31 protein-coding genes and 2 tRNA genes are annotated in these 23,317 nt (G+C 50.4%); 14 read left to right on the forward strand and 19 right to left on the reverse strand.

Going from position 1 to position 23,317, the window contains the following annotated elements; all coding sequences use genetic code 11:
- The 5 genes from N5910_RS06655 to N5910_RS06675 all read right to left on the reverse strand — a co-directional run bounded on the left by N5910_RS06655 (nt 1) and on the right by N5910_RS06675 (nt 3,350).
- Entirely contained in the window at nt 1-780 is a 780-nt protein-coding gene (locus N5910_RS06655; RefSeq protein WP_231855379.1) for a Rossmann-like domain-containing protein, read from the reverse strand.
- Nucleotides 744-1,742 (reverse strand): tungsten-dependent formylmethanofuran dehydrogenase subunit FwdF, encoded by a 999-nt coding sequence (gene fwdF / locus N5910_RS06660; protein ID WP_013296119.1) that lies wholly within the window; start codon nt 1,740-1,742, stop codon nt 744-746. Before fwdF ends, N5910_RS06655 begins: the two co-directional genes overlap by 37 nt.
- The gene (locus N5910_RS06665) at nt 1,732-1,935 is read right to left on the reverse strand and encodes an ATP-binding protein (RefSeq protein ID WP_048175579.1); all 204 of its coding nucleotides are present in this window, start codon (nt 1,933-1,935) and stop codon (nt 1,732-1,734) included. The genes fwdF and N5910_RS06665 overlap by 11 nt, the downstream gene beginning before the upstream one ends.
- Nucleotides 1,936-2,103: 168 nt before the next feature.
- Complete coding sequence (locus tag N5910_RS06670) at nt 2,104-2,499, reverse strand: hypothetical protein (protein WP_048901217.1); 396 nt, start codon at nt 2,497-2,499, stop codon at nt 2,104-2,106.
- Between the two features lie 155 nt (nt 2,500-2,654).
- Complete coding sequence (locus tag N5910_RS06675) at nt 2,655-3,350, reverse strand: endonuclease/exonuclease/phosphatase family protein (protein WP_013296121.1); 696 nt, start codon at nt 3,348-3,350, stop codon at nt 2,655-2,657.
- A gap of 159 nt (nt 3,351-3,509) precedes the next feature.
- On the opposite strand from N5910_RS06675, the gene N5910_RS06680 reads away from it, so the two are divergent.
- The 5 genes from N5910_RS06680 to N5910_RS06700 are packed head-to-tail and all read left to right on the forward strand — an operon-like array spanning nt 3,510 to nt 6,782.
- Nucleotides 3,510-4,337: a hypothetical protein gene (locus N5910_RS06680; RefSeq protein WP_013296122.1), complete on the forward strand. Its 828-nt coding sequence runs from the start codon at nt 3,510-3,512 to the stop codon at nt 4,335-4,337.
- Nucleotides 4,309-4,818, forward strand: a complete 510-nt coding sequence (locus N5910_RS06685) for a MarR family transcriptional regulator (protein ID WP_074359243.1) — start codon at nt 4,309-4,311, stop codon at nt 4,816-4,818. Before N5910_RS06680 ends, N5910_RS06685 begins: the two co-directional genes overlap by 29 nt.
- A gap of 36 nt (nt 4,819-4,854) precedes the next feature.
- Nucleotides 4,855-5,586, forward strand: a complete 732-nt coding sequence (locus N5910_RS06690; protein ID WP_074359244.1) for a DUF6544 family protein — start codon at nt 4,855-4,857, stop codon at nt 5,584-5,586.
- Between the two features lie 24 nt (nt 5,587-5,610).
- Entirely contained in the window at nt 5,611-6,342 is a 732-nt protein-coding gene (locus tag N5910_RS06695) for a nitroreductase family protein (protein WP_074359245.1), read from the forward strand.
- Nucleotides 6,343-6,344: 2 nt separating this feature from the next.
- Entirely contained in the window at nt 6,345-6,782 is a 438-nt protein-coding gene (locus tag N5910_RS06700) for a hypothetical protein (RefSeq protein WP_261599448.1), read from the forward strand.
- A gap of 79 nt (nt 6,783-6,861) precedes the next feature.
- On the opposite strand, the gene N5910_RS06705 is transcribed toward N5910_RS06700, so the two are convergent.
- Both N5910_RS06705 and N5910_RS06710 read right to left on the reverse strand, forming a co-directional pair.
- On the reverse strand, nt 6,862-7,152 hold the full coding sequence (locus N5910_RS06705) for a carboxymuconolactone decarboxylase family protein (RefSeq protein ID WP_074359247.1): 291 nt from the start codon (nt 7,150-7,152) through the stop codon (nt 6,862-6,864).
- Between the two features lie 33 nt (nt 7,153-7,185).
- Nucleotides 7,186-7,581, reverse strand: coding sequence for a metal-dependent transcriptional regulator (locus N5910_RS06710; RefSeq protein WP_074359248.1), 396 nt, complete (start codon nt 7,579-7,581; stop codon nt 7,186-7,188).
- A 65-nt stretch (nt 7,582-7,646) separates the two neighbouring features.
- On the opposite strand from N5910_RS06710, the gene N5910_RS06715 reads away from it, so the two are divergent.
- A complete protein-coding gene (locus N5910_RS06715; protein WP_074359249.1) occupies nt 7,647-7,940 on the forward strand; it encodes a TIGR04076 family protein in 294 nt (97 codons plus the stop codon).
- A gap of 107 nt (nt 7,941-8,047) precedes the next feature.
- A complete protein-coding gene (locus N5910_RS06720) occupies nt 8,048-8,389 on the forward strand; it encodes an Mth938-like domain-containing protein (RefSeq protein ID WP_074359250.1) in 342 nt (113 codons plus the stop codon).
- Nucleotides 8,390-8,401: 12 nt separating this feature from the next.
- Here the strand turns inward: N5910_RS06720 and N5910_RS06725 are convergent, their stop codons facing one another.
- Nucleotides 8,402-8,962, reverse strand: coding sequence for a M48 family metallopeptidase (locus N5910_RS06725; RefSeq protein ID WP_074359251.1), 561 nt, complete (start codon nt 8,960-8,962; stop codon nt 8,402-8,404).
- 180 nt (nt 8,963-9,142) lie between these two features.
- Here N5910_RS06725 and ppcA point away from each other — a divergent pair, with 180 nt between their 5' ends.
- The 5 genes from ppcA to N5910_RS06750 all read left to right on the forward strand — a co-directional run bounded on the left by ppcA (nt 9,143) and on the right by N5910_RS06750 (nt 12,996).
- On the forward strand, nt 9,143-10,594 hold the full coding sequence (gene ppcA / locus N5910_RS06730) for a phosphoenolpyruvate carboxylase (RefSeq protein WP_191216092.1): 1,452 nt from the start codon (nt 9,143-9,145) through the stop codon (nt 10,592-10,594).
- 131 nt (nt 10,595-10,725) lie between these two features.
- A complete protein-coding gene (gene heR, locus N5910_RS06735; protein ID WP_261599449.1) occupies nt 10,726-11,550 on the forward strand; it encodes a heliorhodopsin HeR in 825 nt (274 codons plus the stop codon).
- A 118-nt stretch (nt 11,551-11,668) separates the two neighbouring features.
- Nucleotides 11,669-11,740, forward strand: a tRNA-Gln gene (locus tag N5910_RS06740).
- 64 nt (nt 11,741-11,804) lie between these two features.
- Nucleotides 11,805-11,876: transfer RNA gene (locus tag N5910_RS06745), tRNA-Gln, on the forward strand.
- Nucleotides 11,877-11,904: 28 nt separating this feature from the next.
- Nucleotides 11,905-12,996 carry an ATP-grasp domain-containing protein gene (locus tag N5910_RS06750; RefSeq protein ID WP_074359253.1) on the forward strand — a complete coding sequence of 364 codons (1,092 nt, stop codon included), beginning with the start codon at nt 11,905-11,907 and terminating at the stop codon, nt 12,994-12,996.
- A 121-nt stretch (nt 12,997-13,117) separates the two neighbouring features.
- Here N5910_RS06750 and N5910_RS06755 read toward each other — a convergent pair whose 3' ends face one another.
- Complete coding sequence (locus N5910_RS06755) at nt 13,118-13,267, reverse strand: hypothetical protein (RefSeq protein WP_261599450.1); 150 nt, start codon at nt 13,265-13,267, stop codon at nt 13,118-13,120.
- A gap of 13 nt (nt 13,268-13,280) precedes the next feature.
- Nucleotides 13,281-13,688, reverse strand: coding sequence for a DUF61 family protein (locus N5910_RS06760; RefSeq protein ID WP_074359254.1), 408 nt, complete (start codon nt 13,686-13,688; stop codon nt 13,281-13,283).
- A 59-nt stretch (nt 13,689-13,747) separates the two neighbouring features.
- Between N5910_RS06760 and N5910_RS06765 the strand changes: the two genes are divergently transcribed.
- Both N5910_RS06765 and N5910_RS06770 read left to right on the forward strand, forming a co-directional pair.
- Nucleotides 13,748-14,080 carry a hypothetical protein gene (locus N5910_RS06765; RefSeq protein ID WP_261599451.1) on the forward strand — a complete coding sequence of 111 codons (333 nt, stop codon included), beginning with the start codon at nt 13,748-13,750 and terminating at the stop codon, nt 14,078-14,080.
- A gap of 14 nt (nt 14,081-14,094) precedes the next feature.
- Complete coding sequence (locus tag N5910_RS06770; RefSeq protein ID WP_261599452.1) at nt 14,095-14,493, forward strand: hypothetical protein; 399 nt, start codon at nt 14,095-14,097, stop codon at nt 14,491-14,493.
- Between the two features lie 39 nt (nt 14,494-14,532).
- Here N5910_RS06770 and N5910_RS06775 read toward each other — a convergent pair whose 3' ends face one another.
- The 9 genes from N5910_RS06775 to N5910_RS06815 are packed head-to-tail and all read right to left on the reverse strand — an operon-like array spanning nt 14,533 to nt 23,312.
- On the reverse strand, nt 14,533-14,916 hold the full coding sequence (locus N5910_RS06775; RefSeq protein ID WP_261599453.1) for a DUF22 domain-containing protein: 384 nt from the start codon (nt 14,914-14,916) through the stop codon (nt 14,533-14,535).
- Entirely contained in the window at nt 14,916-15,557 is a 642-nt protein-coding gene (locus tag N5910_RS06780; RefSeq protein ID WP_074359258.1) for a V-type ATP synthase subunit D, read from the reverse strand. The genes N5910_RS06775 and N5910_RS06780 overlap by 1 nt, the downstream gene beginning before the upstream one ends.
- Nucleotides 15,558-15,589: 32 nt before the next feature.
- The gene (locus tag N5910_RS06785) at nt 15,590-16,981 is read right to left on the reverse strand and encodes an ATP synthase subunit B (RefSeq protein WP_074359259.1); all 1,392 of its coding nucleotides are present in this window, start codon (nt 16,979-16,981) and stop codon (nt 15,590-15,592) included.
- A gap of 2 nt (nt 16,982-16,983) precedes the next feature.
- Nucleotides 16,984-18,738 (reverse strand): ATP synthase subunit A, encoded by a 1,755-nt coding sequence (locus tag N5910_RS06790; protein WP_261599454.1) that lies wholly within the window; start codon nt 18,736-18,738, stop codon nt 16,984-16,986.
- Nucleotides 18,735-19,055 (reverse strand): V-type ATP synthase subunit F, encoded by a 321-nt coding sequence (locus tag N5910_RS06795; RefSeq protein WP_261599455.1) that lies wholly within the window; start codon nt 19,053-19,055, stop codon nt 18,735-18,737. The genes N5910_RS06790 and N5910_RS06795 overlap by 4 nt, the downstream gene beginning before the upstream one ends.
- Nucleotides 19,052-20,209, reverse strand: coding sequence for a V-type ATP synthase subunit C (locus N5910_RS06800; protein WP_191216102.1), 1,158 nt, complete (start codon nt 20,207-20,209; stop codon nt 19,052-19,054). Before N5910_RS06800 ends, N5910_RS06795 begins: the two co-directional genes overlap by 4 nt.
- Before the next feature lie 16 nt (nt 20,210-20,225).
- Nucleotides 20,226-20,846, reverse strand: a complete 621-nt coding sequence (locus tag N5910_RS06805) for a V-type proton ATPase subunit E (protein WP_074359263.1) — start codon at nt 20,844-20,846, stop codon at nt 20,226-20,228.
- Between the two features lie 4 nt (nt 20,847-20,850).
- Complete coding sequence (locus N5910_RS06810; RefSeq protein WP_074359264.1) at nt 20,851-21,339, reverse strand: V-type ATP synthase subunit K; 489 nt, start codon at nt 21,337-21,339, stop codon at nt 20,851-20,853.
- Nucleotides 21,340-21,344: 5 nt separating this feature from the next.
- Entirely contained in the window at nt 21,345-23,312 is a 1,968-nt protein-coding gene (locus N5910_RS06815) for a V-type ATP synthase subunit I (RefSeq protein WP_261599456.1), read from the reverse strand.
- Between the last annotated feature and the right edge of the window lie 5 nt (nt 23,313-23,317).

The raw sequence follows: 23,317 nt of genomic DNA on the forward strand, positions 1-23,317 counted from the left end.
TCAGGCCTCCATTACCCTGTAGATTATTCCTCCATCTTTTTCATGTAACATGCCCTCATTGAACCTTATTTTCTTTAGAATATTAACAGGATCAGTTATTTCAACCCCTGCAATCATATCAACCCCGTATTCAAAAAAAACATCTGTCATTGGCGTTGTGGGTCCTATGATAGCCACAAAAGCATCAAGTTCTGCCAGTGCAAGGTAACGTTCTGTGCTGTGATTGACCAGTGTGCTGCCAGTCACTGCAAGTACATCAACCCGGGGGATAATCTGTTCAGCCGCTGTTTCAGGAAAAACACCCCTTTTAGGATTGACCTTAAATGGATTGATCTCCAGAATATAGAACTCGTCCGAAACCGTCCTTATCCTGTCAGTGTAGCGGCGTGGGAATTCACCCACCATAGCGATTTTTCGATTTCGGCATTCCTCCATCAGTATATCAAATGCATTGCATCGTTTACCACCTCCCTCGATCACTGAGTTAACAGTAGCAATTCCCAGGCTGGAATAAAATGGGTCCCATGACCTTGAAAGTTCAAGTAATTCATGAGTCATCTCTGGAATTTCAAAATCTCTGATGAATCCATTATTACTGGCTATACCGCAGGAGCTGCTCCAAACAGCCGTCCATGATCTGCCTATGGCCACATCCCTTACTCTGATTTCAGGCATGTTCTCAATCTCATCCAGTATATCATCAAGTATCATAATAGCACCAGTATAATGGCAATTTCGGGCATTTATTTCTGGAGTGCCGTCTTTATGATGTGTTCCCATGCCACTGACTTTAGATTCCTGATCCTTAGTTCAGACCTTTCAATAGAGAGGAGTCCATCGGGACAGACACTGGAGCATGCTCCGCAGAATACGCAGAATTTCTCATCGATCCGGGCAGTACCATTTATTATACTGATTGCATTACAGGGACAAACATCCACACACGCGTGGCATGACTCACCCCTGCATCGCTCATCTGCCTGGCCTATGGTTCCTCTGATGGGTTTTTTAACGGTGATCGCATTTGCCGGGCATATTTCCATACACCAACCACAGTGAGCACATTTTTCATCAATTGTTATGACAGCACCCTCAACAGTGGCCTTCAGTTCCTCCTTATACATGCATGTCAGACAGCTCATACGGATGGCGCCAACAGGACATATCCTTTTGCATATGCCGCAGTAGAGACATTTATCCTCATCCACCCGGATTCCATCGGCTATCGCCATATTTGATGAATCCGGGTCTCTCCAGCTTATTTCAATGGCTGATACAGGACACATAGCTGCACATTCACCACAATAGATGCATTTTTCCATTGATACATTTATCTCCCCTTTTACAAGGGATTTACGTTCAGGAAGATCCCTGATGGTTAAGAGTGCATTCCTTGGACATGCATCGGCGCAATTACCGCATAAAAAGCATTTTTCGTCATCAATTTCAAGTTTAAAGTCCCAGAACGGATATTCATCGGCGCCCCTTATGCTTTTACCATCCTTCTGGAGATCTATGGCTCCGAAGATGCATACTGAAGCACATAACCCACATAGAACACACTTCTCCTTGTTGAAGGACACTCTGTTCATTTTGATTAAACCCCTCGCTATTGGGAGAAGAGGAGCTATATCTATAGCGTCCACAGGGCATGTCTCTGAACATAACCCACAACCCGTGCATAGATCCGGATTGTAATTCAGTGTCCTCCTTTCAGAACCCATCCTTTCATTAACCAACATCAGTATCTACCTCAGAAATAGCGCCGTTTGGGCAGTTAGAGATGCAAAGCCTACAATTATCACATTTATCATTTATCACAAGGGGAAATCCGTTGTCCTCAATTATTGCATCCTTTTCACAGATGAGAATGCAGAGGCCTTTTCCCGCGCAGTTTTCAACACCGCTACATTTCTCCCTATTGATGACTATCATAGACCAACCTCGAAATGTAATTTTTTGCATATCGTATATTCCAAAAGTCCATATATAAATCTTTCTTAATGGACCTCATGAAAACAGTACTGTTTTACATGGCAGCTGAAGACCCCCGCAGTTATAATGGATATCCTCACATATTTCCTGAAAAATAAAAAATTAAAATTAATCTGTTCTTCCAGGTCCAAAGAAGTACCCCAGACCTAGAAGGCCCACTATCGCCACTATACCAACTATGGCATAGACAGGTAGCCCGGTCTCCGGGTTAGCTGAACCTGAGGCGCTGCTGACCTCATAGGCCTTACCCTGGTTTTCGCCCGCTGAGGAATGAGTTGCTGCCTCCACTCCAGGTGCTGATGTTGAAACATCTGAACCCTGTGATTCCTCGTGATGTGGCTCCCCCTTGTCTGCTGATGTACCCGGTGCCTGTGGCTGTCCTGGATTTGATGGTGCTGTCGGTGTGGATCCTCCATCGGGGGATAGTGCGAATGCTGAGCTCTTCGTGGCAGCGTAAAGCTTCTCCCTGACCCTTGAGAGAAGGTCCGGGTTCATGTACTGCATGACTCACTCATTAATACACGCATAATAAAGGTTAATCTGGAAAGCCCTTTAAATGTTCAAAAAATCGGAATCGATCAATCAACTGAAGAGGCCATTTAGTGCCATTCAATGCACCGGTTATGTAAAATTATATTTAATAAATTAATCACAGGGTGCTAGATCTCCAGGGTTACCCTGAGGGGTATATGATCAGATAACCTTGGCCTGGTCTCTATAATTTCACCTGCCGGAGGGTGCCAGACGTCAAGGATCTTCACTCCTTCCGGGACAAAGAGGTAATCAATCTGGTATTTCCCCCCGTTAGGTGTCATGAATGTGAATGGATCTTCCTCCTCCCTGAGAACATCCCTGAATCCAAGTTCAGAGAGTCTTCCGGTCATCTCCTCTGCAAGGAGTGCTAACCTCCTCAGGGATGGGCTGAAGTTTTTATTGATGTTGAAATCACCGCCAATTATGATCAGGTCCTCTCCCTCCTCAATGTAGTTATACAGGAGGTCAAGGAACTCAGAAAAGTCACTATCTGCTGGCCCAATGTAATTGTATATGCTAAAGAGGGAAAGACTATTTCCTCCGATTTCTATTCTGCAGGAAACATAAAAATCTTCTATACAGTGGTTGTCTGAGATTTCAAGGTAGTTCCTTTTCATGGAATCCAGCATGAGATCCTTATGAAGAAGTAATGTGTTCATCTCCCCGCGGAAGGTATGGTAATTCCACCTTACCTCATTGGGTATCATGTAGACCTCCTGGAAAAATCCTGCATCAAATTCCAGTTCCCCCATATAACTCCAGAGTTTCCTCCGCCTGTAGGATGCCCGGTTCAGGTTCCATGTCAGAACCTTAAGTTCCATTCAATCACCCCCAGGTTCAGGTTCCATGTCAGAACCTTAAGTTATCCTATAGAAAATTGTGATGCCCATTAACTTAAACACAACCGGAAACATTTATATGGGAAGAATGTAATATATTACCTAAACATGTAATATATTACCATAGGAGTTTTTGAGAAGATGAAAATAAATAAGATCCATACACTAACAGCCCTCATAACACTTATGGGGCTCTTTGCAACACTATCTGGCCTCCTGGACCAGAATACATACATCAACGACTCATTATCAGCAACTGCACAGATGATGGGCCAGGACCTCGTGACACTCACCACAGGGATCCCCCTCCTAATCATTTCAGCATACCTTAGCCGTTCCTCGGCCAAAGCCAGGCTGCTGTGGATGGGTGGAATGTTCTACTTCACCTACACCTATGCCTCCATGGCCTTCCTCGCATCCTACAACAGTCTCTTCCTCCTGTATGTGGGCATACTTGCCTTATCACTCTACGGCCTCATGGGAGAGCTGTTCACAACCACCTACAGGGTTAAGGTTGATGAAAAAAAATCAGGCTTCACAGCCATCTACCTCACCCTCACCGGATTAATGCTGGCAGCCATGTGGATCAAGATGATCACAGATTCCCTGATAACCGGCATGGCCCCGGGGGCCCTTGAGGGCTACACAACCCTCGTCATACAGGCACTCGACCTCGGCGTCGTGGTTCCAGCGGCCCTCCTCACATCATACTTCCTCCTGAAGAGAGAAGTGTGGGGCTACATACTTGCACCGGTATTCCTTGTCAAGGTATCATTACTGGGAACAGCCATACTCTCAATGGTGGCCTTCATGGCCATGGAGGGGGTCCCATTCAGCTGGGGGCAGGCTGCCTTCTTTATGGTCCTCACCTTCACAGGCCTGGCCGTCACCGGGATTTTCTACCGGGGAATGGCAATCACATCAGGGAGGTTGACACTGGATGAAGGATATGCAGGCAATACGGGATGAACACCGGGAGACAAGGGAGTCCATGGAGAGGTACATACTGGTAGCCCTCTTCCTCATCGAGCAGCGCTGGAGCTACATAGTGAGCCGCGAGTTCCGCGAAGATGGCATAACAGCAAAGCAGTGGCTCTTCATGGTGATCCTTGGAAACGTCTTTGAAAGGCCCCCCTCAATGCAGGAGATGGCTGATGCCATGAGCACCACCCACCAGAACGTCAAGCAGCTCGCAGTCCGCCTTGAGGATAAGGGGCTCATAAGGATAAAACCTGACCCTCAAAACAGGAGGATGCTCCGACTTGAGCCCGCAGAGGGTTTCCATAGATTCTGGGCCGGCAGGGACAAAAGGGACGCTGAAGCAGTGAAATCCCTCTTCGATTCACTTGACGATGAAGAGGTCAAAAGCCTCTTTAACATATTTGCAAAGCTTGAGGAAGCATCAAAGGAGAGGTACCTGGAATACTGTGGAAGAAGGTGTTCAAAATGAAAGCTGAAGAAAACCACAAGGAAAGAAGATGATAAGATGCTTGGAAAAAGATTCAGAATGGAAGTTGAAGAAGAACTCAGAAAAGGTTACGCGCAGGGGGATAGGGAAGTCCCCGGGATCCTCATGAGGTACCTTGACCTCTGCGGTCTACCCCCTCACCCCAGGAACCTCCTCATGAGGTGGGCTGATTCAAGGATAAGGAGGGGCTCGGGGTGGATGGATGTGGATATGCTGCAGTTCAACACCCCGACACCCTTCAGGAGCGTTTACATAAATGGACGCCTCTTCGGAATCCCGGTAGAGGGCCTCGATATCTACTCCGGGGGTCATGGCGAGATGATCATAAGGGCCCTGAAATTCCTTAAACTGGCCGATGAGGGCGGAGCCCCCATGGACCAGTCAGGCCTTGTAACCATCCTCTCAGAGGCCCCGCTCCTGCCATCACTGCTGTTTGCAGAATACATAGAATGGTCAGAGCTGGATGAGAACAGGGTTGAGGCCAGAATCCGGGACCATGGCACCGCCGCCGGGGGCATCTTCACCTTCGATGACAGGGGGCGGTTCATAAAGTTCTACACCGAGGACAGGTACTGTGCAGAGTTCAACATGGAACAGCACCCCTGGAGTGTTGAGGTGCTGTCCTACCAGGATACCGGTGGTTTCCTGTATCCATCCGAGTGCACCGCAACCTGGCACCTGCCTGATGGTGACCTGAAGTACTTCCATGGTAGAATTGGGGAAGCAGAATTCAACATAAACACACTTTAGTTATGAATGATAAAGGAGAACGTTATGAAAGAACTTTACCCCTTCATCTTCAGGAGGAAGTCCACAAGGAAGTACACTGGCCCCGTCGGTGAAGAGGAGCTGAACATGGTTTCAGCAAGCCTCAAGGAACTGGAGCCGCTCTTATCTTCTGAAGTTGAACTTAAAATTGTTGGAAGAGATGATGTCAGGACAGGGATGCAGCGCCCGGCACCCCACTATATTGCAGCCTTTGCAGATGGTGATGAAGGGAAAATGAATGCCGGTTTCATGCTCCAGCAGATGGACCTGAAGCTCTCATCCATGGGGATCGGGAGCTGCTGGCAGGGGATACCCTCACCAGGGGGTCACCTGAAATCTGAACTTGAATTTGTAATATTCCTTGCCCTTGGAGAGGCCGGTGAACCTGTTCACAGGAGCCGCTCAGAGTTCAGGAGGAAGCCCCTCTCTGAGATAACAGATATAACCGGGATGGATGATGTGCTTGAGGCCGTGAGGCTGGCTCCATCTGCAGTCAACAACCAGCCATGGTACCTTACAGGAGGTGATGGTGAGATCCACGTCTACTGCAGAATACCCGGACCCATAAAGAGGCGCCTTGTTGGCCGCTGGAACCCCATCGATATGGGTATAGCCCTGGCACACCTTCAGATCTCACTCCAGCACCACGGCTACAGAACAGGGTTCAGGGTGCTTGAGGATCCCATGGAACTTAAGAACTTCAGGTACACCGGGACCTTCAGCTACATGGAGTTATAAAAATGGGTAAAGACGTCCTGAGGGAATTTCTAAGGGACAAAGAGTTCAGTACTTCAGAGTTCATTGCAGCTTCACTGGCCAATATGGTGGTCCTCTATATCGTCAACAGTATCATGGGATGGAACCTGTCCTTCATTGACCCCTCCTTCGCCACCCTCATACCCCTCATAAACCTGGTGGTTGCTGCGGGTCTGGCCGTGAACCTTGTATTTATCTTCTTCAGGAAGCAGTGGCTCTGGTCATTCACCCAGATAATCCTGAACACCCTCGGCTACCTTATGGTTTCATCACTCTACAGTGTCTTCCCATTCACCTTCAGGAACATCTACATATTCTATTCTGTAAGGTTCGCCCTCTTAATTGCAATGATCGTTATGGCCGTGGCTGTGTTTCTCCATGGACTCAAATTCGTCCTTAAATTCATTGTGAAGTACGGGTGAATGTGTGGATAGGGTGATGGTTCCTGATGAATCATTTTGAAGTGCTGATGACCGCTGCATGGGGGCTCAAAGGACCTGATCAATCACGGAATATCCCTGCTGCGGTGTTCATTGCAGAACCAGCCCTTATAAGTGCGGCGAGTGCTGCCGCCTCTGCAAGTTCATCCTCCCCTATACCACGGGCAAGGGCCTCTTCAGCGTGCCTTCTGGTGCATGCATCGCATCTAACCGCAACCGCGCATGCGACGGATATCAGGAGTTTCTCCCTCTCTGTGAGTTTTCCCTCAGATCTTACAGCTTCTCTAAAGCCTTTGAATGCCTCTGCAACTGCAGGTAATTCTTCTAGGAATCTGTCTGCTCCTGTCTTCATGGTCTTAACTTGACACCCTTCCCTTAAATACCTTCAGGGTATGGGTATGCCGTGGGGGCACCTTGATGGATTGCCAAGGTACCTCATGAGGGCAAGCTCTGTCTCCCTGAAGAGCTCATGTTTCATGCGGGATGCCTCATCATAGGCGGATTCCAGGTCCATGCCCAGTACCTCATGGAAGAGGCACTCAAGCAGCATGTGTCTCCTCATGACCTCCGCTGCAAGCTTCCTTCCCTCATCTGTGAGTTCAGCTCCAAGGTAGGGGTGGTGGATTACAAGGCCCATCCCGTGGAGTTTCTTGAGCATCTGGGTTGCGCTGGCTGGTTTGACCTTCATCTTGGCCGAGAGGTCTGATGTCCTTATGATGCCATGGCTCCTTATCCTGTACATTTCTTCAAGGTAGTTTTCCATGCTCCTTGTAAGTCTCATGGTAATGAATATATATTCAAAACCTATTTAAGCTTTGTTGTTCATACTCCACCACGGGTGATGTTATGCTTGAGATACGGGTACATGAGATAAGGGGGAATTGCCCGGTGTACAGGGAGGGGGACCGTATAGTCATCGATGACCCCAAGATAGACCTTGAGAGGACGGATGCCCTCTGCACCCATGCCCTTTCAACCATCCTCCACTACACCACAATCCTTGAGAGGAACTGGTGCCCCCTTGAACTCGGACTCACTGTGGAGGGGGACGAGGAGAGCGCATACATGCAGTGCATTGACCCGGGCAGACCCTACACCCATGGCGGGACCGTCATATTCAGGTGCAGGAGGATCAGATAGTGTGTTCAGACAGGGCTAATTCCCTGACAGGACGTAGGATAAGATGTTCTCCAAAGTGCCTGGGATCGTTACTGGAACCATAGAACCAGGACAGGGGGTATGACGGCATGTTCTCTCACTGCAGCTTCGGGAGGGTGAATTTCAGGGGCAGGGAGTACACCCATGACCTTGTGATACACACGGATGGAAGGGTCAGTAAAAGAATGAAGGAGCTCTCAAGGAGAAGGTACGGGACATCACACATCCTCTCCGAGGATGAACTATCAGAGATCCTTGAAGAGGAACCCGATGTCATCATCGTGGGCACATGGGTCCATGGAGCCCTCAGGGTCCCTGATATGAACCTTGAAACCAGGATAATCAGCCTTCCAACATGCGAAGCCGCAGAGAAGTACAACAGACTCATAAAAAGAGAGAGGGTGGCTGCGGTGATACATGTAACCTGCTGAGATGCAGGTTCCTCATTCACCCTCATCACGGTCTATGGCGAACCAGTAAACCGAGAGAAGGTGCTCCATCCTCTCATGGGCAGGGTTAACTGATGAGACTATCCTCCAGTAGTCCCTGTTATGCTTCCTCTCAACTAGGTGTGCCAGTTCATGGAGGACAACGTACTCCACAAGCTCATCAGGGAGGTGGCGGAGGAGGGTGTTGAAGTTGAGGTTCCCCCTGGAGCTGCAGCTACCCCACTTTGTCCTCATGGTCCTCAGGGTTATCCTGCCATACTCAACCCCGAGCCTCCCTGCCAGTTCAGCTGCAAGGCCCTCTATGAGTTCCCTGAGCTCATCCACTGACCTGTCCTCGAGGCTGATACCCTCAGCCTCCCTCCTGGCGTCCCTTATGTAGGAGAGCTTCCTGTGGATCCATGCCTCGTGTCTCCTCAGGATGCCCTCGGGGTCATCACAGGAATGTGGGAGTATGAGTTTTATCCCGCCGTCCCTCAGTTCTATCTTTGGATGCTTGACAGGCCTCCTTATGACCTCATAGGCCGTTTCAATGTCACCTATTCTTATATTCCTCATTTTCAGACCTTATTAGTTGTACTTTAAATTTTCTGAATTCTATTTTTCGGGTTTCTGAGCTGTTTACTTGAACATCCCCGTAAATACCCTATATGTACACTTCAGTACACAAGACATATATAACTGTTCAGCAGATATTTTAGGGGAGTAAGTAAATTTAAGAGAACTGGAGTGTAACCTATGAATGTTCCAAGATGCATGAGCACACAGCACCCTGACAACGTGAACCCCCCATTCTTTGCATCAGGCCCTGAACTTGGAGGGGAGGATGAGATAAAGGAGGCCTACTATGTATTCTCACACCTTGGCTGTGATGAGCAGATGTGGGACTGTGAGGGTAAGGAGGTGGACAGTTACGTTGTCAAGAAGCTCCTCACAGAATACGAGTCATTCTTCAGGGAGAACATCCTCGGCGAGGACTGCAGACTGACACTCAGGGTCCCCAACCCTACGGTGGAAAGGGCCGAGGCAAAGATCCTCCTTGAAACCCTTGAGAGCATACCCCGATCCTATGATACGGCAGCCCTATTCTATGAAAGGGATGTGCCGCCGGTATTTGAGGTTATACTCCCCATGACGGCCTCAAGCAGGTGCCTTAACCGTGTCTACCACTACTACAGGGACTTCGTGGCCGGGAAGGAGAACCTGAAGCTCAAGGATGATGTGACGGTGGGTGAATGGATAGGGGAGTTCCGTCCAGAGGAGATAAACGTCATCCCCCTCTTTGAGGACATGGACGGTATGCTGGCAGCTGGGAGGATAACCGCCGAGTACCTTGAGGGCAAGGACCCTGAACATCAGAGGGTGTTCCTTGCAAGGTCCGACCCTGCAATGAACTACGGGATGATCCCGGCCACACTCCTCAACAAGGTCGCCCTCCAGTCCCTGGGGGAGGTTGAGGAGGAGACAAGTGTCATGATCTGCCCCATCATAGGTATGGGTTCAGCGCCCTTCAGGGGCAACCTGAAACCATCAAACACCCGCGCCGTTGAGGACTACCCTGGTGCCTTCACCTTCACTGTACAGTCCTCCTTCAAGTTCGACCATCCCCCTGCCGAGGTCAGCGATGCCGTGAGGCTGCTCAGGGAACATAAGCCTGGTAAACCCCAGGATGTGGACCGGGAGAGGATAATCGATATTGTGAACCGTTACTCCAGTGAGTACAGGAGGCATGTCATGAGGCTCGCTGATATGATAAACAGGGTTTCAAGGCACGTCCCCGGGAGGAGGAAGAGGAAGCTCCACATTGGACTCTTCGGTTACTCGAGGAGTATGGGAGGGGTTTCCCTCCCCAGGGCCATAACCTTCACCGCGGCCCTCTACTCCATCGGGGTGCCCCCTGAGATACTTGGTTTCAGCTCCCTCACGGACCCTGACCTTGACTACATAATGGAGATCTATCCTGGATTTGAGAGGGACTTCCATGATGCCCTCAGGTACATGAACCCCCATTCACCCCACCTGCCCCCTGAACTCAGGAGCTCAATTGAGGAGCACTTCCCTGACATCAGCCATGACCCTGAACATGTAAGGGTGACCGACGAGATCAACCACTCCCTTGCACTCAACAGGACCGGTAACCTGCAGGGCAGGATACTGGAGGCTGCAAGTATAAGGAAGTTCCTGGGGTAAATCACCGGCATCGGAGGATGCCCCCTGATCATGGCTGATGGTGGTGGGGACCGCAGGCTTTCTGGTTCCCATCAGATTTATTAATTTTATATGGGTCGGATAATATAATTAAATTGTAGGGGGTTTTATTTATGGACAACAGGGAAAGACTTGAAAGGATAAGGAGCTCCCCCATAACCTTTGAGGGGCTCCGTAAACTGAACATTGCAGCCGGATCCCTGCACCTTGTACAGGGACTCCTGATGGTTTTCCTGGGTTATCTGCTGACCTGGGACAGGGACATATACACCTTCTATCTGAAGTTCAGGGTGCTCTCACTGAACCCGCCGTCATTCCAGGTTCTGCCGAACCCTGAGGTGGTATTCACGGTGAGCTACCTTGGAGTTATACTGGCATCCTTCCTCCTGATATCTGCAGCCGCTCACTTCATAATAGCATTCTTGAGGAATGAGAGCTACATCGAGAACCTCAAAAGGGGTATGAACCCCTACCGGTGGTACGAGTATGCCCTCTCAAGTTCAATAATGATCGTTATACTGGCTACCTTCGTTGGTGTCTGGGACCTCTGGTCCCTTGTGATGATCTTTGTACTCAACGCCTCAATGATAATGTTCGGCTACCTCATGGAGAAGATCAACCAGTACACCGAGAACATCGACTGGTCCCCGTACATCCTTGGCTGCATCTCAGGTTTCACGCCATGGATAGTGATTGCAGCCTACTTCATAGCGGCCCTGAGTTCAGCAGAGACACAGCCGCCAAGCTTCGTCTACCTTGCACTCCTGATCTACTTCGTGATGTTCAACACCTTCTCCATCAACATGCTGCTCCAGTACAGGGGTGTTGGGAGGTGGAAGGATTACCTCTACGGTGAGAGGGTCTACATCATACTGAGCCTTGCTGCAAAGACCATACTGGCCTGGCTGGTGTTCATAGGGGTGTTCTCACCCTTCTAATTCTATTTTTCAAAAAACTGGAACCCCGTTCACATAACTCACTCCATGAACCTGAACCGCAAAGTATTTATACTGCTTCCACGTAACTATTCCTTGCTGATATCTTGTTTTACAGTGAAGTCCCGTGGGGTAATGGCAATCCTGATGGACTCTGGATCCATCGATAGCGGTTCGACTCCGCTCGGGACTATCTCCCCATAACACCCCATCGAAACCTATTTATGTCCAGCTCCACCACCTATTAACCATCAGCTAGTCCCGTGGGGTAGTGGTAATCCTGCTGGGCTTTGGACCCGGCGACAGCGGTTCGACTCCGCTCGGGACTATTCATCAACCTTTCTCAGGGTTTTAGAGATGTTCAGCCTCCTTTTAATCGGTGTTAACACACGGCCTGTTGCTGAGTCAGCCTTCCGCCTCGGCTACCAGGTCATCTCTGCAAGCTATTACTGCACCGCTGACTTCAGATCCTACACCAGGAGGCGGTGTATGCTGAAGCAGGAGCCCGGCAGGAGCTGCGGGAGGTTCCATGAGGAATTTAGCACGGAACGGCTCCTTGAGATTTCATCGGACCTCATAGATGAGGCCGATGGTATAATACCCCTCACGGGAGCGCCGGAACTCCCCTGGAAGAAGGTGATGGGCAACACCAGGACGGATCATGTGGAGGACAAGTACCGGTTCTACAGGAAGATAAGGGGCTCCTACCTCACCCCCGAGACGCACCTCCTGAGGGACCCTGGGGAGGCTGCTGAGATGGTCTCACCTGATAAGAGATACATCATTAAACCCGTCAGGGGGGCTGGGGGCTTTGGAGTCACGGACCTCCAGGAGTGTGGGGGCGAATTCCTCCTTCAGGAGTACATTGAGGGCGTGCCTGTAAGCGCATCCGTACTCTCAACAGGCCAGGAGGCGGTGACCGTCCTTACAAGCAAGCAGATCATCGACAGGGGGGTGCCGGGCTTTGAGGGTCAGTTCATATATGCCGGTAACATGACCCCCGGGCCTCTAGGTGAGATTGAATCCCTTGCCGAGGACCTTATCCTTGACTTCTCACTGCGCGGCTCAAATGGCGTGGACTTCATCCTGAGGGATGGTGAACTCTACGTTATAGAGGTGAACCCGAGGATACAGGGGACCTTTGAGTGTGCCGAGGCATCCCTTGGAATCAACATGCTCGAGGCCCATATAAGGGCCTTCCATGGTGAACTCATTGAAAAACCCGTCCCCAGGATGTGTGCCGTTAAGAGGATACTCTATGCCCCTGGAAGGTGCATTTTCCCGGGTATCAATCTGCAGGGTGTCCATGACCTTCCGGTTCCAGGTGCGGTTATAGAGGCCGGCGAGCCCCTCGTAACCGTAATGTCAGAGCATAAAACCCCTGAGGGGGCCTTTAGACTTGCATCCAGAAGATGCTCCAAGGTCCTGGGATCCCTTAAAATAATATGAAAACCCTGAGGATGATCCATGACCTCGAATTTCTGTGGAGAGGATTGATATGAAACATCAACTGATAGTAAAATGGTTAAGGGGGGCACCATAATTCAGGGGTCCTCCTTAAGCCCTGATGCTATATTATGCCAAGGAGGAGGAGTATCAGTATTATGGTGCCTATGGTTATGAGTATCGTGCTCAGTATCATTCCCCCGCTCATTAAAAGGAACAGTTTCGCCCTTCTATCCGGGTCCTTAAGGTACTCCTTCAGCGGATCCTTGCTCATCTCTTTAACCTCCCTAAAGCTCCCTTACAAGGAATATGTACTGGGTGACCGTGGGGAACCTCGCCCTTAAAACCCTTATCTCCGGTCTGTAAATGTAGATCTCATCACCCTCATCATCCCTTCCAAGGACCTCCGAGACAACCCTCACCTCGGTGGCCCCTGCAATCCTAGCCCCTGATGTTTCAGAGTCAATTTCAATGTAAATCGGGAGCCTGAGGCGCTTTATCTCATCATCGGTCAGCATACCTGCAAGCTCCTCGAGTTCCGCAATTTTAAACCTGTGCCTGGTTCCATCGGCGCCTGTGACGTGTGGCCTGTCCTCATTGAGGAGTTCGCTGAGGGTCTTCCTCCTTGATGGAAGGTGTCTGTTGAGGTTGAATATCTCCTTCTTCAGGAGCCTGTCTGACCTGTCGCCTCTCATCGTATAGGCTATGTTTTATATTCTATAAAATTATATCTAAGATCATGGAGGGGAGGATATTGGATATTGATATTGAACAGTGCCGTGAGAATGATAAGATAAAGGAGATAATCAGTAAGAGCGGGCTTCCGGTTAAGTACATAAAACTGCTTCTCAGGCTATCGGACGGTATATACATCAATGCAGTTAACTACAATGTAAGGATCACCGATGATGGTGTTTCCATAATCCTCATATCATCCAAGCCAGAGAACATCACAGGAAGATTCACCACAGGGGCCCTTACAAACATATTCTACCGTGTGCGTGAACTTGAAAAGGAGCATGAGGAGATCGAGACTGAGTGTCATGTCAGGGATAACCTCCTGGAGATAAGGATAAAATTCCGGTAGTAAGGGGGTGGATGATGGATCCCGGCGAATACAGGAAGATACTTCATGAGATCTCAGAATTCGGTGATATTGACACATCCACGGTATCCTCAACAAGGAGAAGCATAGTGAAACTCAATGAGAAACGTGAGGAGCTCCTCAGGATAAAGAAGAGTATAAAGAGGGATATCAGGGGCGTTGAACGCCAGTACCTTGAGAGTATGGCCGAGGTGAGGGATGAGGTGAATTCCATGAGAGACTCATCCAAACTGAGGAGGCTTCTCTCAGGAAGCCCTGCCGCCGCACAGGCCAGGGCCATCCGTCAGATAAGGAATAACCGTGACGCCCTGATAGAATCATACAGGGAGCTCCTTGAATACACTGAGGACCTCATGGTAGAGCTCTATGAATCAATCAGGTCCTTCCTTGGCTAGGACATTTTCTTAAAGCAGAAAAATTAATTTTAAAAAAAATTAATGGGTTAACTCCACAGGGAGAATTATCAGGACCCCCAGGAGGTCGTTCCTTTTTATTTCACCATCCCTCACCGCAACGAAGGTGGCGTGGTCGGTCTTCCGGTCCATGCTTATTGGGAGTGGTGTCTCCTCACCTGCTGCTATGGGGTGACCGTAGGGGTTCGTGGCGTAGGCACACATGAAGACTATGTGGTTTGCTGGTATGCTGACCTCCCTGATCTTCACTGTTACGGCCTCGCCTGCCCTCACATCAACGTCCTCATCTGCGATGATGGCCCTGAGGTTACCGTAAACCTCACCCATCCTGAAGTCAACAAGTTCCCTCTTGTACTTCTCCTCTGCCTCACGGACCTGGCCTAACCTTGTAAGTATTCGAACCATCACTCCATCTCCATGGATTTTTTAATCATCTTCAGCCTGACGAAGTTCTCCCTCTCCATCTCCTCGAGTCTCATCTCAATGTACTTGACCGTGTTCTTGAGCCTCGGGATTATGATGTGCTCGAGGGCGTTAACCCTTCGCTTGGTTGACTCTATCTCCCCTGCAAGGAGCCTTATGGTCTTCTCAATTTCACCCAGTTCTATTATAAGGGCCAGTGACTCCTCGAATTTCCTGGCTGCCTCGTCAAGTTTTACTGAAGTGTCAACAAGGCCGTATCCGCGTTCAACCACGGTCCTCCTGGTTGCCCTGGCATCAACCACAGGGACCACGACACCCATTATGCTCCTTGAGTCTATGTCAACCTCCACGGATCCCTTGACCGCCATGGCAGCCCTCTCAACCGCCACGTCACCCATCATCACCTGGGCCTCTGTGAGGTCCTTGAAGGCCTCCCTGAGCTGTTCCTCGACCCTTTCACGGGAACCCTTAACCCTCTCAAGGATGTTGAAGAACTCCATGATAAGGGCGTTCCTCTTCTCCTTGAGGAGACTGTAACCCTTGACAGCGAGTTTCTCCCGCTGTTTGAGTTTCAGGAGCTCCATCCTTGTGGGGTTGATCCCCTCGATCATTTCCTGTGCCATCAGATACCTCTCCTATAAAAAATTTATGGGGCCTATTCGGCGCCCGGGAGGTATTTGGGTATGTGCTCCTCACGGACCCTCTTGAGCTCGGACCTTGGCAGCAGTGAGAGAAGCTCCCATCCAAGGTTGAGGGTTTCCTCTATGGAGCGGTCCTCATCACGTGCCTGGGTGATGAACCTCTTCTCAAATTCATCCGCGAACTTGAGGAACTTACGATCCCTTTCTGTAAGGGCCTCTTCACCCACAACAGCCATGAGGTCACGGAGGTCACGCCCCTCGGCGTAGGCACTGTAGAGCTGGTCTGAGACACCGCTGTGGTCTTCACGTGTCCTGCCCTCACCTATACCCCCACTCATGAGCCTTGAGAGGGATGGTAGAACATCCACTGGCGGGTAGATACCCTTACGGTGGAGGTCACGGCTCAGCACGATCTGGCCCTCGGTGATGTAACCTGTAAGGTCAGGTATCGGGTGTGTTATGTCGTCCTGGGGCATCACGAGTATTGGCATCTGGGTGATTGAACCCTCCTTGCCCACTATTCGCCCTGCCCTCTCGTAGAGGCTTGCAAGGTCGGTGTACATGTAACCTGGGTAACCCCTTCTTCCAGGCACCTCCTCCCTTGCAGCTGAGATCTCCCTGAGGGCCTCACAGTAGTTTGTAAGGTCCGTCAGTATGACCAGGACGTGCATGTCATGTTCAAAGGCGAAGTACTCGGCGGTTGTCAGTGCCATCCTCGGGGTGATGATACGTTCAATTGCAGGGTCGTCTGCCAGGTTCATGAACACCGTAACACGTTCAAGGGCCCCTGTACGTTCAAAGTCCCTCATGAAGTAGTTTGCCTCTTCGTGGGTGATACCCATGGCCGCGAATATAACCGCGAATTCGCTCTCCTCTGCCAGAACCTTCGCCTGCCTTGCGATCTGGGCCGCCAGTTCATTGTGGGGGAGACCTGAACCTGAGAATATAGGGAGTTTCTGTCCCCTGACAAGGGTGTTCATCCCGTCGATTGTTGATATACCTGTCTGGATGAACTCAGCAGGAAACTCCCTTGCAGCCGGGTTCATGGGGCTTCCGTTGATGTCAAGCTCCTTCTCGGGTATGATCTCGGGTCCGCCGTCTATGGGTTTACCTGTACCGTCGAATATGCGGCCCATCATGTCAAGGGAGACGCCTATCTTGGCTGTTTCGCCTGTGAACCTTATCTTTGTTGTCTCTGTGTTGAGGTCGCTGGTACCCTCGAAGACCTGTACAACCGCAAGGTCCTCCTTAACTTCAAGTACCTGTCCCCTTCTTCTTTCACCTGTGGGTGTTTCAATCTCGACTATCTCACTGTAGGCAACCCCTTCAACACCCTCAACTATCATGAGAGGACCTGAGACCTCTGTGACTGTGGTGTATTCACGGGTCTTGATATTTACGTTCATCTTCACACCTCACTACATTCCTTGACGATCCTTTCCTGGATCTCCTTGATTCTTCCGGGGAATTCATCTTCGGGTATGTACTTCATACGCCCTATGTCCTCCTTGACAGGGAGCCCTATGAGGTCCGCTGCAGGCGCGCCCTTCTTGAGGGCTGCTGTTGCGTTCCTGTGGAACATTATGATGGTCCTGAGCATCTCGAACTGTTTTGATGGGGAGCAGTAGGTGTCAACCTCGTGGTAGGCGTTCTGCTGGAGGAAGTCCTCCCTTATCATCCTTGTTGTCTCAAGGGTTATCCTTTCCCTGTCAGGCAGGGCGTCAGGTCCCACGAGCTGGACTATCTCCTGGAGCTCCGCTTCCTTCTGGAGGAGTACCATTGCCTCGTCCCTCACGGACCTCCATTCAGGGTTCACATTCTTTGCCCACCAGTCCTCAACACTGTCAACGTAGAGTGAGTAGCTCTGCAGCCAGTCGATGGATGGGAAGTGACGCTTATCTGCAAGGGATGCGTCAAGTGCCCAGAACACCTTACATATCCTGAGGGTGTTCTGTGTAACCGGCTCTGAGAGGTCCCCGCCTGGTGGTGAAACAGCACCGACAACAGAGACAGAGGCCACCTTGTCCTCTGAACCCACGGTGATGACCCTTCCTGCACGTTCATAGAACTGTGCAAGCCTTGAGGCCAGGTATGCAGGGTAACCCTCTTCACCGGGCATCTCCTCGAGCCTTCCTGAGATCTCCCTCATTGCCTCGGCCCACCTTGAGGTGGAGTCTGCCATGAGGGCCACGTCGTAGCCCATGTCCCTGAAGTACTCGGCTATGGTTATACCGGTGTACACGCAGGCCTCCCTCGCAGCCACGGGCATGTTTGAGGTGTTGGCGATGAGCACGGTCCTGTCCATGAGGGGGTTTCCGGTCTTGGGGTCCTCGAGTTCAGGGAACTCCTTGAGAACCTCTGTCATCTCGTTACCCCTCTCACCGCATCCAACATAGACGATTATGTCTGCGTCGGCCCACTTCGCAAGCTGCTGCTGGGTGACGGTTTTACCTGAACCGAAGGGTCCTGGTATGGCTGCTGTACCGCCCTTTGCAACTGAGAAGAATGTGTCCTGGGCCCTCTGACCTGTTATGAGGGGCACGTCAGGGTCGAGTTTCTTCTTGTATGGCCTTCCCTTCCTTACAGGCCACTTCTGGAGCATCTGTATCTTCTCAACACCCTTATCTGTCTCAACCTCTGCTATGTCATCAAGGACCGTGTACTCGCCCTGGGGTGCTATGCTTAGGAGTTTACCCTCAACGTTCGGGGGGATCATTATCTTGTGTGTGATTGATGATGTCTCATCAACCTCACCGATGATGTCCCCGCCCTTAACCATCTGACCTGCCTGTGCCAGTGGCTTGAAGGTCCATTTCTTGTCCTTTGGGAGGGACGGTACATCCACACCCCTCTCGATGTAGTCGCCGGTGAGTGCCTTTATGTCCTCCAGGGGCCTCTGTATACCATCGAAGATTGAACTGAGTATTCCAGGTCCGAGTTCCACTGACAGGGGCCCGCCTGTCCTCTCGACGGTCTCCCCTGGCTTGATACCTGCTGTTTCCTCGTAGACCTGGATTGTTGCCGTGTCCCCTTCAAGTTCAATGATTTCTCCTATGAGCTTGTCTTCACCCACCTTAACCATTTCATACATCTGGGATCCTCTCATCCCCTCTGCGATGATAACAGGACCCGCTATCTTTATAATTCTTCCTTCCTGTGTCATTTTACCATCTCAACCCCAATAACTCTTTTAATCAGGTCCCTCAATGGATCGGTTTCGCGTTCTGAGGGGCCTGTTTTGTCTGGTATCTCTATTATCATTGGTAATGCGCTTGAACTTGTGGTTTCCTCAATAAATTCCCTCAGTTCATCACCAATGTTTTCTGTGATTATTATTATGGAAAAATCTTCCTTTATGAGATTCCTTATTGTTTCTTCTGCTTCGTCAGGGCCTTCAACAACGTATCCTTCCCTGACACCTCCAAGCCTGAACCCTGTTACCGTGTCCCTGTCACCAACCACTGCAATACCTGAAGTCATGCTAACATCTCCTTAACCATTGATTCAGGGAACCCTGGCTCCCTCTTGCTCCTTGCAATGACCTTGAGGTTCCTCACCTCAACCTCCTTCCTGCTCAGGAAGCCTATCATGGGGCCGACTCCGAAGGGCTTCTTGAGTGCGAAGTTCCTTGCCATCCTGTTGAGGTTCTCTTCAAGGACCCTTTCAAATACCGAGATTGATCCTGTTGCACTGTACTCTGAGAGGGCCTCTGAGAGCATCGGACCGTAGTCTGTCCCTTCAAGTCCGCTTATAACGCCGCTGACATCCTCTGCTTCCATGAGGTCCTTGAGTTTCCATTCCCTTAACTGGTAGCCTTCCTGTATCATGTAGGGGCTTATGTCATCGTAGCTGAGTCCATCTGCCTTTGCACGGAGTATTATCTTTATATTTGAGATGTCCACCTGTGTACCGAAGTAGGTGTGCAGGAGCTTCGTGTTATCGTCTGATGGACTTCCAACCGCCCTCATCATGTTTTCAAGGTAGTACCTGTCGAGGGCTGCCTCAAGGGGCAGGATCATGCCTGTTTCGCCGTACTCGGAGAGGGCGTCCTCCAGTACCTGGGCGTACTCTGTTCCCTCAAGTCCTGCCACAACATCCTGGACTGTCTCCGAGTCTGTTAGTGCCTCAAGGGTTTCGTAGATTTCACCGAAGGGCACCAGGAGGTTGAGTGTTTCTTCCGCGCCCAGACCTGCGTCTTTGGCTGTTATCAGACTCTTGATGTTCCTTATATCCCATTTTTTAAGGTTAACCCTGAAGGGCTCCCTTATTGAGGCCGGTGCAATCTTTGATACTGTCTCGTAGGTCTCTGCAAGCTGGCTTTCAAGGGCCTTTTCAACCGGGAAGCGGTCCACGTATTTTGCATAGTCAGGGAGGCCCCTGAGGTAGTTCATGAACTCCTCAAGGTTCTCTGTTTCAAGGATCTCTGAGAACTGTTTTTCATTTATTAAGCGTCCTATTCTTGCCCTGACTCTTGCATTAGGGTATGCGAAGGGGAATAAATCTAATATAGGCCTTATGGTTGCTATCACCACGATAGCACCTATTATTGCTCCCCCTACCAGGAGCAGGCCTATAAAAGATTCTACTGATGGGAATCCAAGCGCTGTTACAATTGTTGTGATGCTGTCAGCCATCTGTCATCTCCCCTCTTTATTCGAACAGGACCCTGGCCACCTCTGAACGTAGAGCCTTCCTGAACCTGGACATCCTGGCCTCTATTGTGTTGTTGACTTCCACCAGACCATCCCTGGTTTTTACTACTGCTCCTCCAATGGTTTTGATGCTGTCTCCAACTTCCAGAGTTGTTTTTTTACCTGTTTCAGCTTCCACTTCGGCTGCTATGCCATCAAGGTCCCCTACTCTTCCTGAATCCTCCTCTCTGAGGTTCACGATGAGGTCGCCGCCGCCTATCTCAACTGCAGCCTCCTTTATCATCTCCCTCAGGGCTTTAAGGTACTCCTCTGAGGACTCTGATGAGAGCTTCCTGAGTTCATCTTCAGCCTTCTCGAATGCGCTCTGTATTACTTCTTCCCTTGCCTCCAGCTCCGCCCTGCGGGCGTTCATCTTTGCCTCTGAGATTATCTGCTGGTACTTCATGTCAGCCTGTTTCCTGGCTGATTCAAGTATGCGTTCAGCAGCCATCCTGGCCCTGTTCTCGCCTTCTTCACGTATCCTGGCAGCTTCTTTTTCAGCTTCCTGAATGATAGCATCTCTCTTTGCCTGAGCCTCTGAAAGTATGCTGGAGACAATTTTTTCGGCTCCGGAGCTCATCTATTTAGCCTCCTAGGATTCCGCCGAAGACCATGAGGAGTATGGCTATCAGGAAACCGTATATAGCCTGTGTCTCAGAAAGGGCTGAGAATATAATACCCCTCGCAAACATGTCAGGGTCCTCAACAACCGCGCCGACTGATGATGCTGATGTTATACCCTGACCCATACCTGAACCAAGACCCGCGAACCCTATGGCTGCACCTGCACCCACAGCAACGAGCCCCGCGGTGACATCCAGTGGTTTTCCTCCTCCAAGGAGACCTGAAAACACCAGTAGGAGTATGGCTATCAGGAAACCATATATAGCCTGTGTCTCAGGAAGGGCTGAGAATATAATACCCCTCGCAAACATGTCAGGGTCCTCTGCAACTGCACCCACACTTCCTGCGGCTGCTATCCCCTGACCTAATCCTGATCCGAGACCTGCAAATCCTACTGCAACTCCAGCACCTATGGCTGCTAAAGCTGTTCCTAATGCTATTTCAACCATTCTAATTACCTCCTTATCTTAGTGAAGTTTCTTTCAGCACAAAATGCATTGAATTTGTTTTTACCGCCCAGATAGAACTGGGCAAAGAATTCTACGTAGTGTAGACGAAGTGAGTTTATGAAGGCACCGAGGCTCTGGAAGGCGTTGTTGGCCAGGTGCCCAAAGACGAATATCACCGGGGCCAGCACGGCTCCCACGACGGGTATCATGTCATAGCTGAGGCCCGTGAGGATGTTCACTGTCATGGCTATACCCCCCGTTGATAGACAGAGGGCCAGGAGCCTTGCATATGATAGCAGGGTCCCCAGGAACCCTGAAACATCCATAAGGCCGAAGAGCCCGTTGTAGTAGAGCAGCATTGCAAATGCCAGCACGATAAGCGGGGCGCCCAGCAGCATGCCTCCGAATATGTAGAGGATTATGCCAAGCTCAAGTATCAGCCAGACTATCTGGGAACCCAGGGCCTCCCTCATGTTCCCGAGCCTTATGTTGTTCCTTGCACCGATGATGAGACCGAAGTTTATGTGCAGCACCCCCACGGCCAAGGCCATTATGAGTATGTTCTGGGGGTTAACGAACGCATCGATGGCGGGGATGACCGTCGGGAGCTTGATGTTAAGGAACCTGGGGAAGAAGTCGCCGATGAAACCATTGGTGACCATTCCAAGGATGAAGGCCCAGACCCCGCAGGACATGAGTATTATACCGAAGTCCCTCATGAACCCGTTAACCTTTCCAAGTCCCCTGTAGAGTATTAAACCTATGAGTGCGTCGAATATACCGTATCCTGCATCTGTAAGGCAGAATCCGAAGAAGAATGGGAACACGAAGGCTATGAAGACCGTGGGATCTATCTCATTGTACCTGAGGGGTGAGTACATCTCAACGAAGTTCTCATAGGGCCTTGCAAAGCGGGGGTTATCAAGGAGCACCGGGACCTCATCAGGGTCGGGTTCCTCAAGCTCGGTGACGCAGTGATCCTCGGATGCCTCCTCGACTATGCTGATGGCCCTTTCAGCCTCCTTGAGGGGTACCCATGCCTCCAGCATCACAGTCTTCTCTGTTTCACCGAAAAGGGAGAACACCTCGTTCCTTTCCTTCTCGATTTCAAGCTGTTCCTTAAGGACCAGGAGTTCATCCTCCCATTCCCTGTTAACCTCTCTGAGCCCTGTGATGATCTCCCTTCGCTCCTCACTAATCTCTTTGAGGCGGTTCCTGGAGTTTGAGATTATCTCTGATGGTCTTCCCCTGAGTTCGCTGATCTCGAACCTCTCGAATTCCATTCTCCTGAGGAGTGCCGCGACCTTGTCTCCGTGTTTCCTGAGGGTTATTATGATCACCGTGCGCTCTGACTTTGTATCTGCCTCAGCATCAAAGATCAGGAACTCGTCTGTGATCTCCGATAGTTTCTCTTCAAGGTCGGCGAACTGCTCCAGGGGCATCCTGCCGGCTATTGCAGTTATGTACTTTGAATCATGGAGATCGCCAAAATCAATATCAAATGCTGTTAATTTCTCTGCAACGCTAAGGCCTGATTCAACGTTTGCCTTTTCTGAATCAAGCTCGTTCAGTTTTTCCTCCATAACCCTGGTCCTTGACTCGACCCTTCCCAGGATGTCCTCGGCCCTTTCTATGAGGGCCTCTGTGTCCAGTTCCTCAACTTCCCTCTTCTCAAATACCGGGGGGTTGATGAACTCCCTGATGGTATCCCTGAGACCCTTCTCCTCGGCTGCCACTGAGCCAAGGAAGTCCAGGATACCGCTGGTCTTCATGAGGAGGGATGATATTCTCCCTGTGTATGGTGTTGCCCTTGAGGGTTTCAGTATCTGAGCCCACTCTGCATCCTGCTGGATGCGCTCTGATATGTCGTCGATCTGGGTTATTCCCTCCTCATGCAAGGAACGAACCACTGAATCCGAGTACCGATCCAGGGTTATGATTTTGAGTTTTCGCATCCTTGCCGGTAGAAACATGTTAC

It is taken from the genome of Methanothermobacter wolfeii (assembly GCF_025397995.1).
Lineage (GTDB): Archaea > Methanobacteriota > Methanobacteria > Methanobacteriales > Methanothermobacteraceae > Methanothermobacter > Methanothermobacter wolfei.

What these genes read in the sequence shown, in the direction of transcription:
- N5910_RS06655 (WP_231855379.1), bottom strand. Translation starts at nt 780, where the DNA reads ATGGGAACACATCATAAAGACGGCACTCCAGAAATAAATGCCCGAAAT.
- fwdF (WP_013296119.1), bottom strand. Translation starts at nt 1,742, where the DNA reads ATGTTGGTTAATGAAAGGATGGGTTCTGAAAGGAGGACACTGAATTAC.
- N5910_RS06665 (WP_048175579.1), bottom strand. Translation starts at nt 1,935, where the DNA reads ATGATAGTCATCAATAGGGAGAAATGTAGCGGTGTTGAAAACTGCGCG.
- N5910_RS06670 (WP_048901217.1), bottom strand. Translation starts at nt 2,499, where the DNA reads ATGCAGTACATGAACCCGGACCTTCTCTCAAGGGTCAGGGAGAAGCTT.
- N5910_RS06675 (WP_013296121.1), bottom strand. Translation starts at nt 3,350, where the DNA reads ATGGAACTTAAGGTTCTGACATGGAACCTGAACCGGGCATCCTACAGG.
- N5910_RS06680 (WP_013296122.1), top strand. Translation starts at nt 3,510, where the DNA reads ATGAAAATAAATAAGATCCATACACTAACAGCCCTCATAACACTTATG.
- N5910_RS06685 (WP_074359243.1), top strand. Translation starts at nt 4,309, where the DNA reads ATGAAGGATATGCAGGCAATACGGGATGAACACCGGGAGACAAGGGAG.
- N5910_RS06690 (WP_074359244.1), top strand. Translation starts at nt 4,855, where the DNA reads ATGCTTGGAAAAAGATTCAGAATGGAAGTTGAAGAAGAACTCAGAAAA.
- N5910_RS06695 (WP_074359245.1), top strand. Translation starts at nt 5,611, where the DNA reads ATGAAAGAACTTTACCCCTTCATCTTCAGGAGGAAGTCCACAAGGAAG.
- N5910_RS06700 (WP_261599448.1), top strand. Translation starts at nt 6,345, where the DNA reads ATGGGTAAAGACGTCCTGAGGGAATTTCTAAGGGACAAAGAGTTCAGT.
- N5910_RS06705 (WP_074359247.1), bottom strand. Translation starts at nt 7,152, where the DNA reads ATGAAGACAGGAGCAGACAGATTCCTAGAAGAATTACCTGCAGTTGCA.
- N5910_RS06710 (WP_074359248.1), bottom strand. Translation starts at nt 7,581, where the DNA reads ATGAGACTTACAAGGAGCATGGAAAACTACCTTGAAGAAATGTACAGG.
- N5910_RS06715 (WP_074359249.1), top strand. Translation starts at nt 7,647, where the DNA reads ATGCTTGAGATACGGGTACATGAGATAAGGGGGAATTGCCCGGTGTAC.
- N5910_RS06720 (WP_074359250.1), top strand. Translation starts at nt 8,048, where the DNA reads ATGTTCTCTCACTGCAGCTTCGGGAGGGTGAATTTCAGGGGCAGGGAG.
- N5910_RS06725 (WP_074359251.1), bottom strand. Translation starts at nt 8,962, where the DNA reads ATGAGGAATATAAGAATAGGTGACATTGAAACGGCCTATGAGGTCATA.
- ppcA (WP_191216092.1), top strand. Translation starts at nt 9,143, where the DNA reads ATGAATGTTCCAAGATGCATGAGCACACAGCACCCTGACAACGTGAAC.
- heR (WP_261599449.1), top strand. Translation starts at nt 10,726, where the DNA reads ATGGACAACAGGGAAAGACTTGAAAGGATAAGGAGCTCCCCCATAACC.
- N5910_RS06750 (WP_074359253.1), top strand. Translation starts at nt 11,905, where the DNA reads ATGTTCAGCCTCCTTTTAATCGGTGTTAACACACGGCCTGTTGCTGAG.
- N5910_RS06755 (WP_261599450.1), bottom strand. Translation starts at nt 13,267, where the DNA reads ATGAGCAAGGATCCGCTGAAGGAGTACCTTAAGGACCCGGATAGAAGG.
- N5910_RS06760 (WP_074359254.1), bottom strand. Translation starts at nt 13,688, where the DNA reads ATGAGAGGCGACAGGTCAGACAGGCTCCTGAAGAAGGAGATATTCAAC.
- N5910_RS06770 (WP_261599452.1), top strand. Translation starts at nt 14,095, where the DNA reads ATGGATCCCGGCGAATACAGGAAGATACTTCATGAGATCTCAGAATTC.
- N5910_RS06775 (WP_261599453.1), bottom strand. Translation starts at nt 14,916, where the DNA reads ATGGTTCGAATACTTACAAGGTTAGGCCAGGTCCGTGAGGCAGAGGAG.
- N5910_RS06780 (WP_074359258.1), bottom strand. Translation starts at nt 15,557, where the DNA reads ATGGCACAGGAAATGATCGAGGGGATCAACCCCACAAGGATGGAGCTC.
- N5910_RS06785 (WP_074359259.1), bottom strand. Translation starts at nt 16,981, where the DNA reads ATGAACGTAAATATCAAGACCCGTGAATACACCACAGTCACAGAGGTC.
- N5910_RS06790 (WP_261599454.1), bottom strand. Translation starts at nt 18,738, where the DNA reads ATGACACAGGAAGGAAGAATTATAAAGATAGCGGGTCCTGTTATCATC.
- N5910_RS06795 (WP_261599455.1), bottom strand. Translation starts at nt 19,055, where the DNA reads ATGACTTCAGGTATTGCAGTGGTTGGTGACAGGGACACGGTAACAGGG.
- N5910_RS06800 (WP_191216102.1), bottom strand. Translation starts at nt 20,209, where the DNA reads ATGGCTGACAGCATCACAACAATTGTAACAGCGCTTGGATTCCCATCA.
- N5910_RS06805 (WP_074359263.1), bottom strand. Translation starts at nt 20,846, where the DNA reads ATGAGCTCCGGAGCCGAAAAAATTGTCTCCAGCATACTTTCAGAGGCT.
- N5910_RS06810 (WP_074359264.1), bottom strand. Translation starts at nt 21,339, where the DNA reads ATGGTTGAAATAGCATTAGGAACAGCTTTAGCAGCCATAGGTGCTGGA.
- N5910_RS06815 (WP_261599456.1), bottom strand. Translation starts at nt 23,312, where the DNA reads ATGTTTCTACCGGCAAGGATGCGAAAACTCAAAATCATAACCCTGGAT.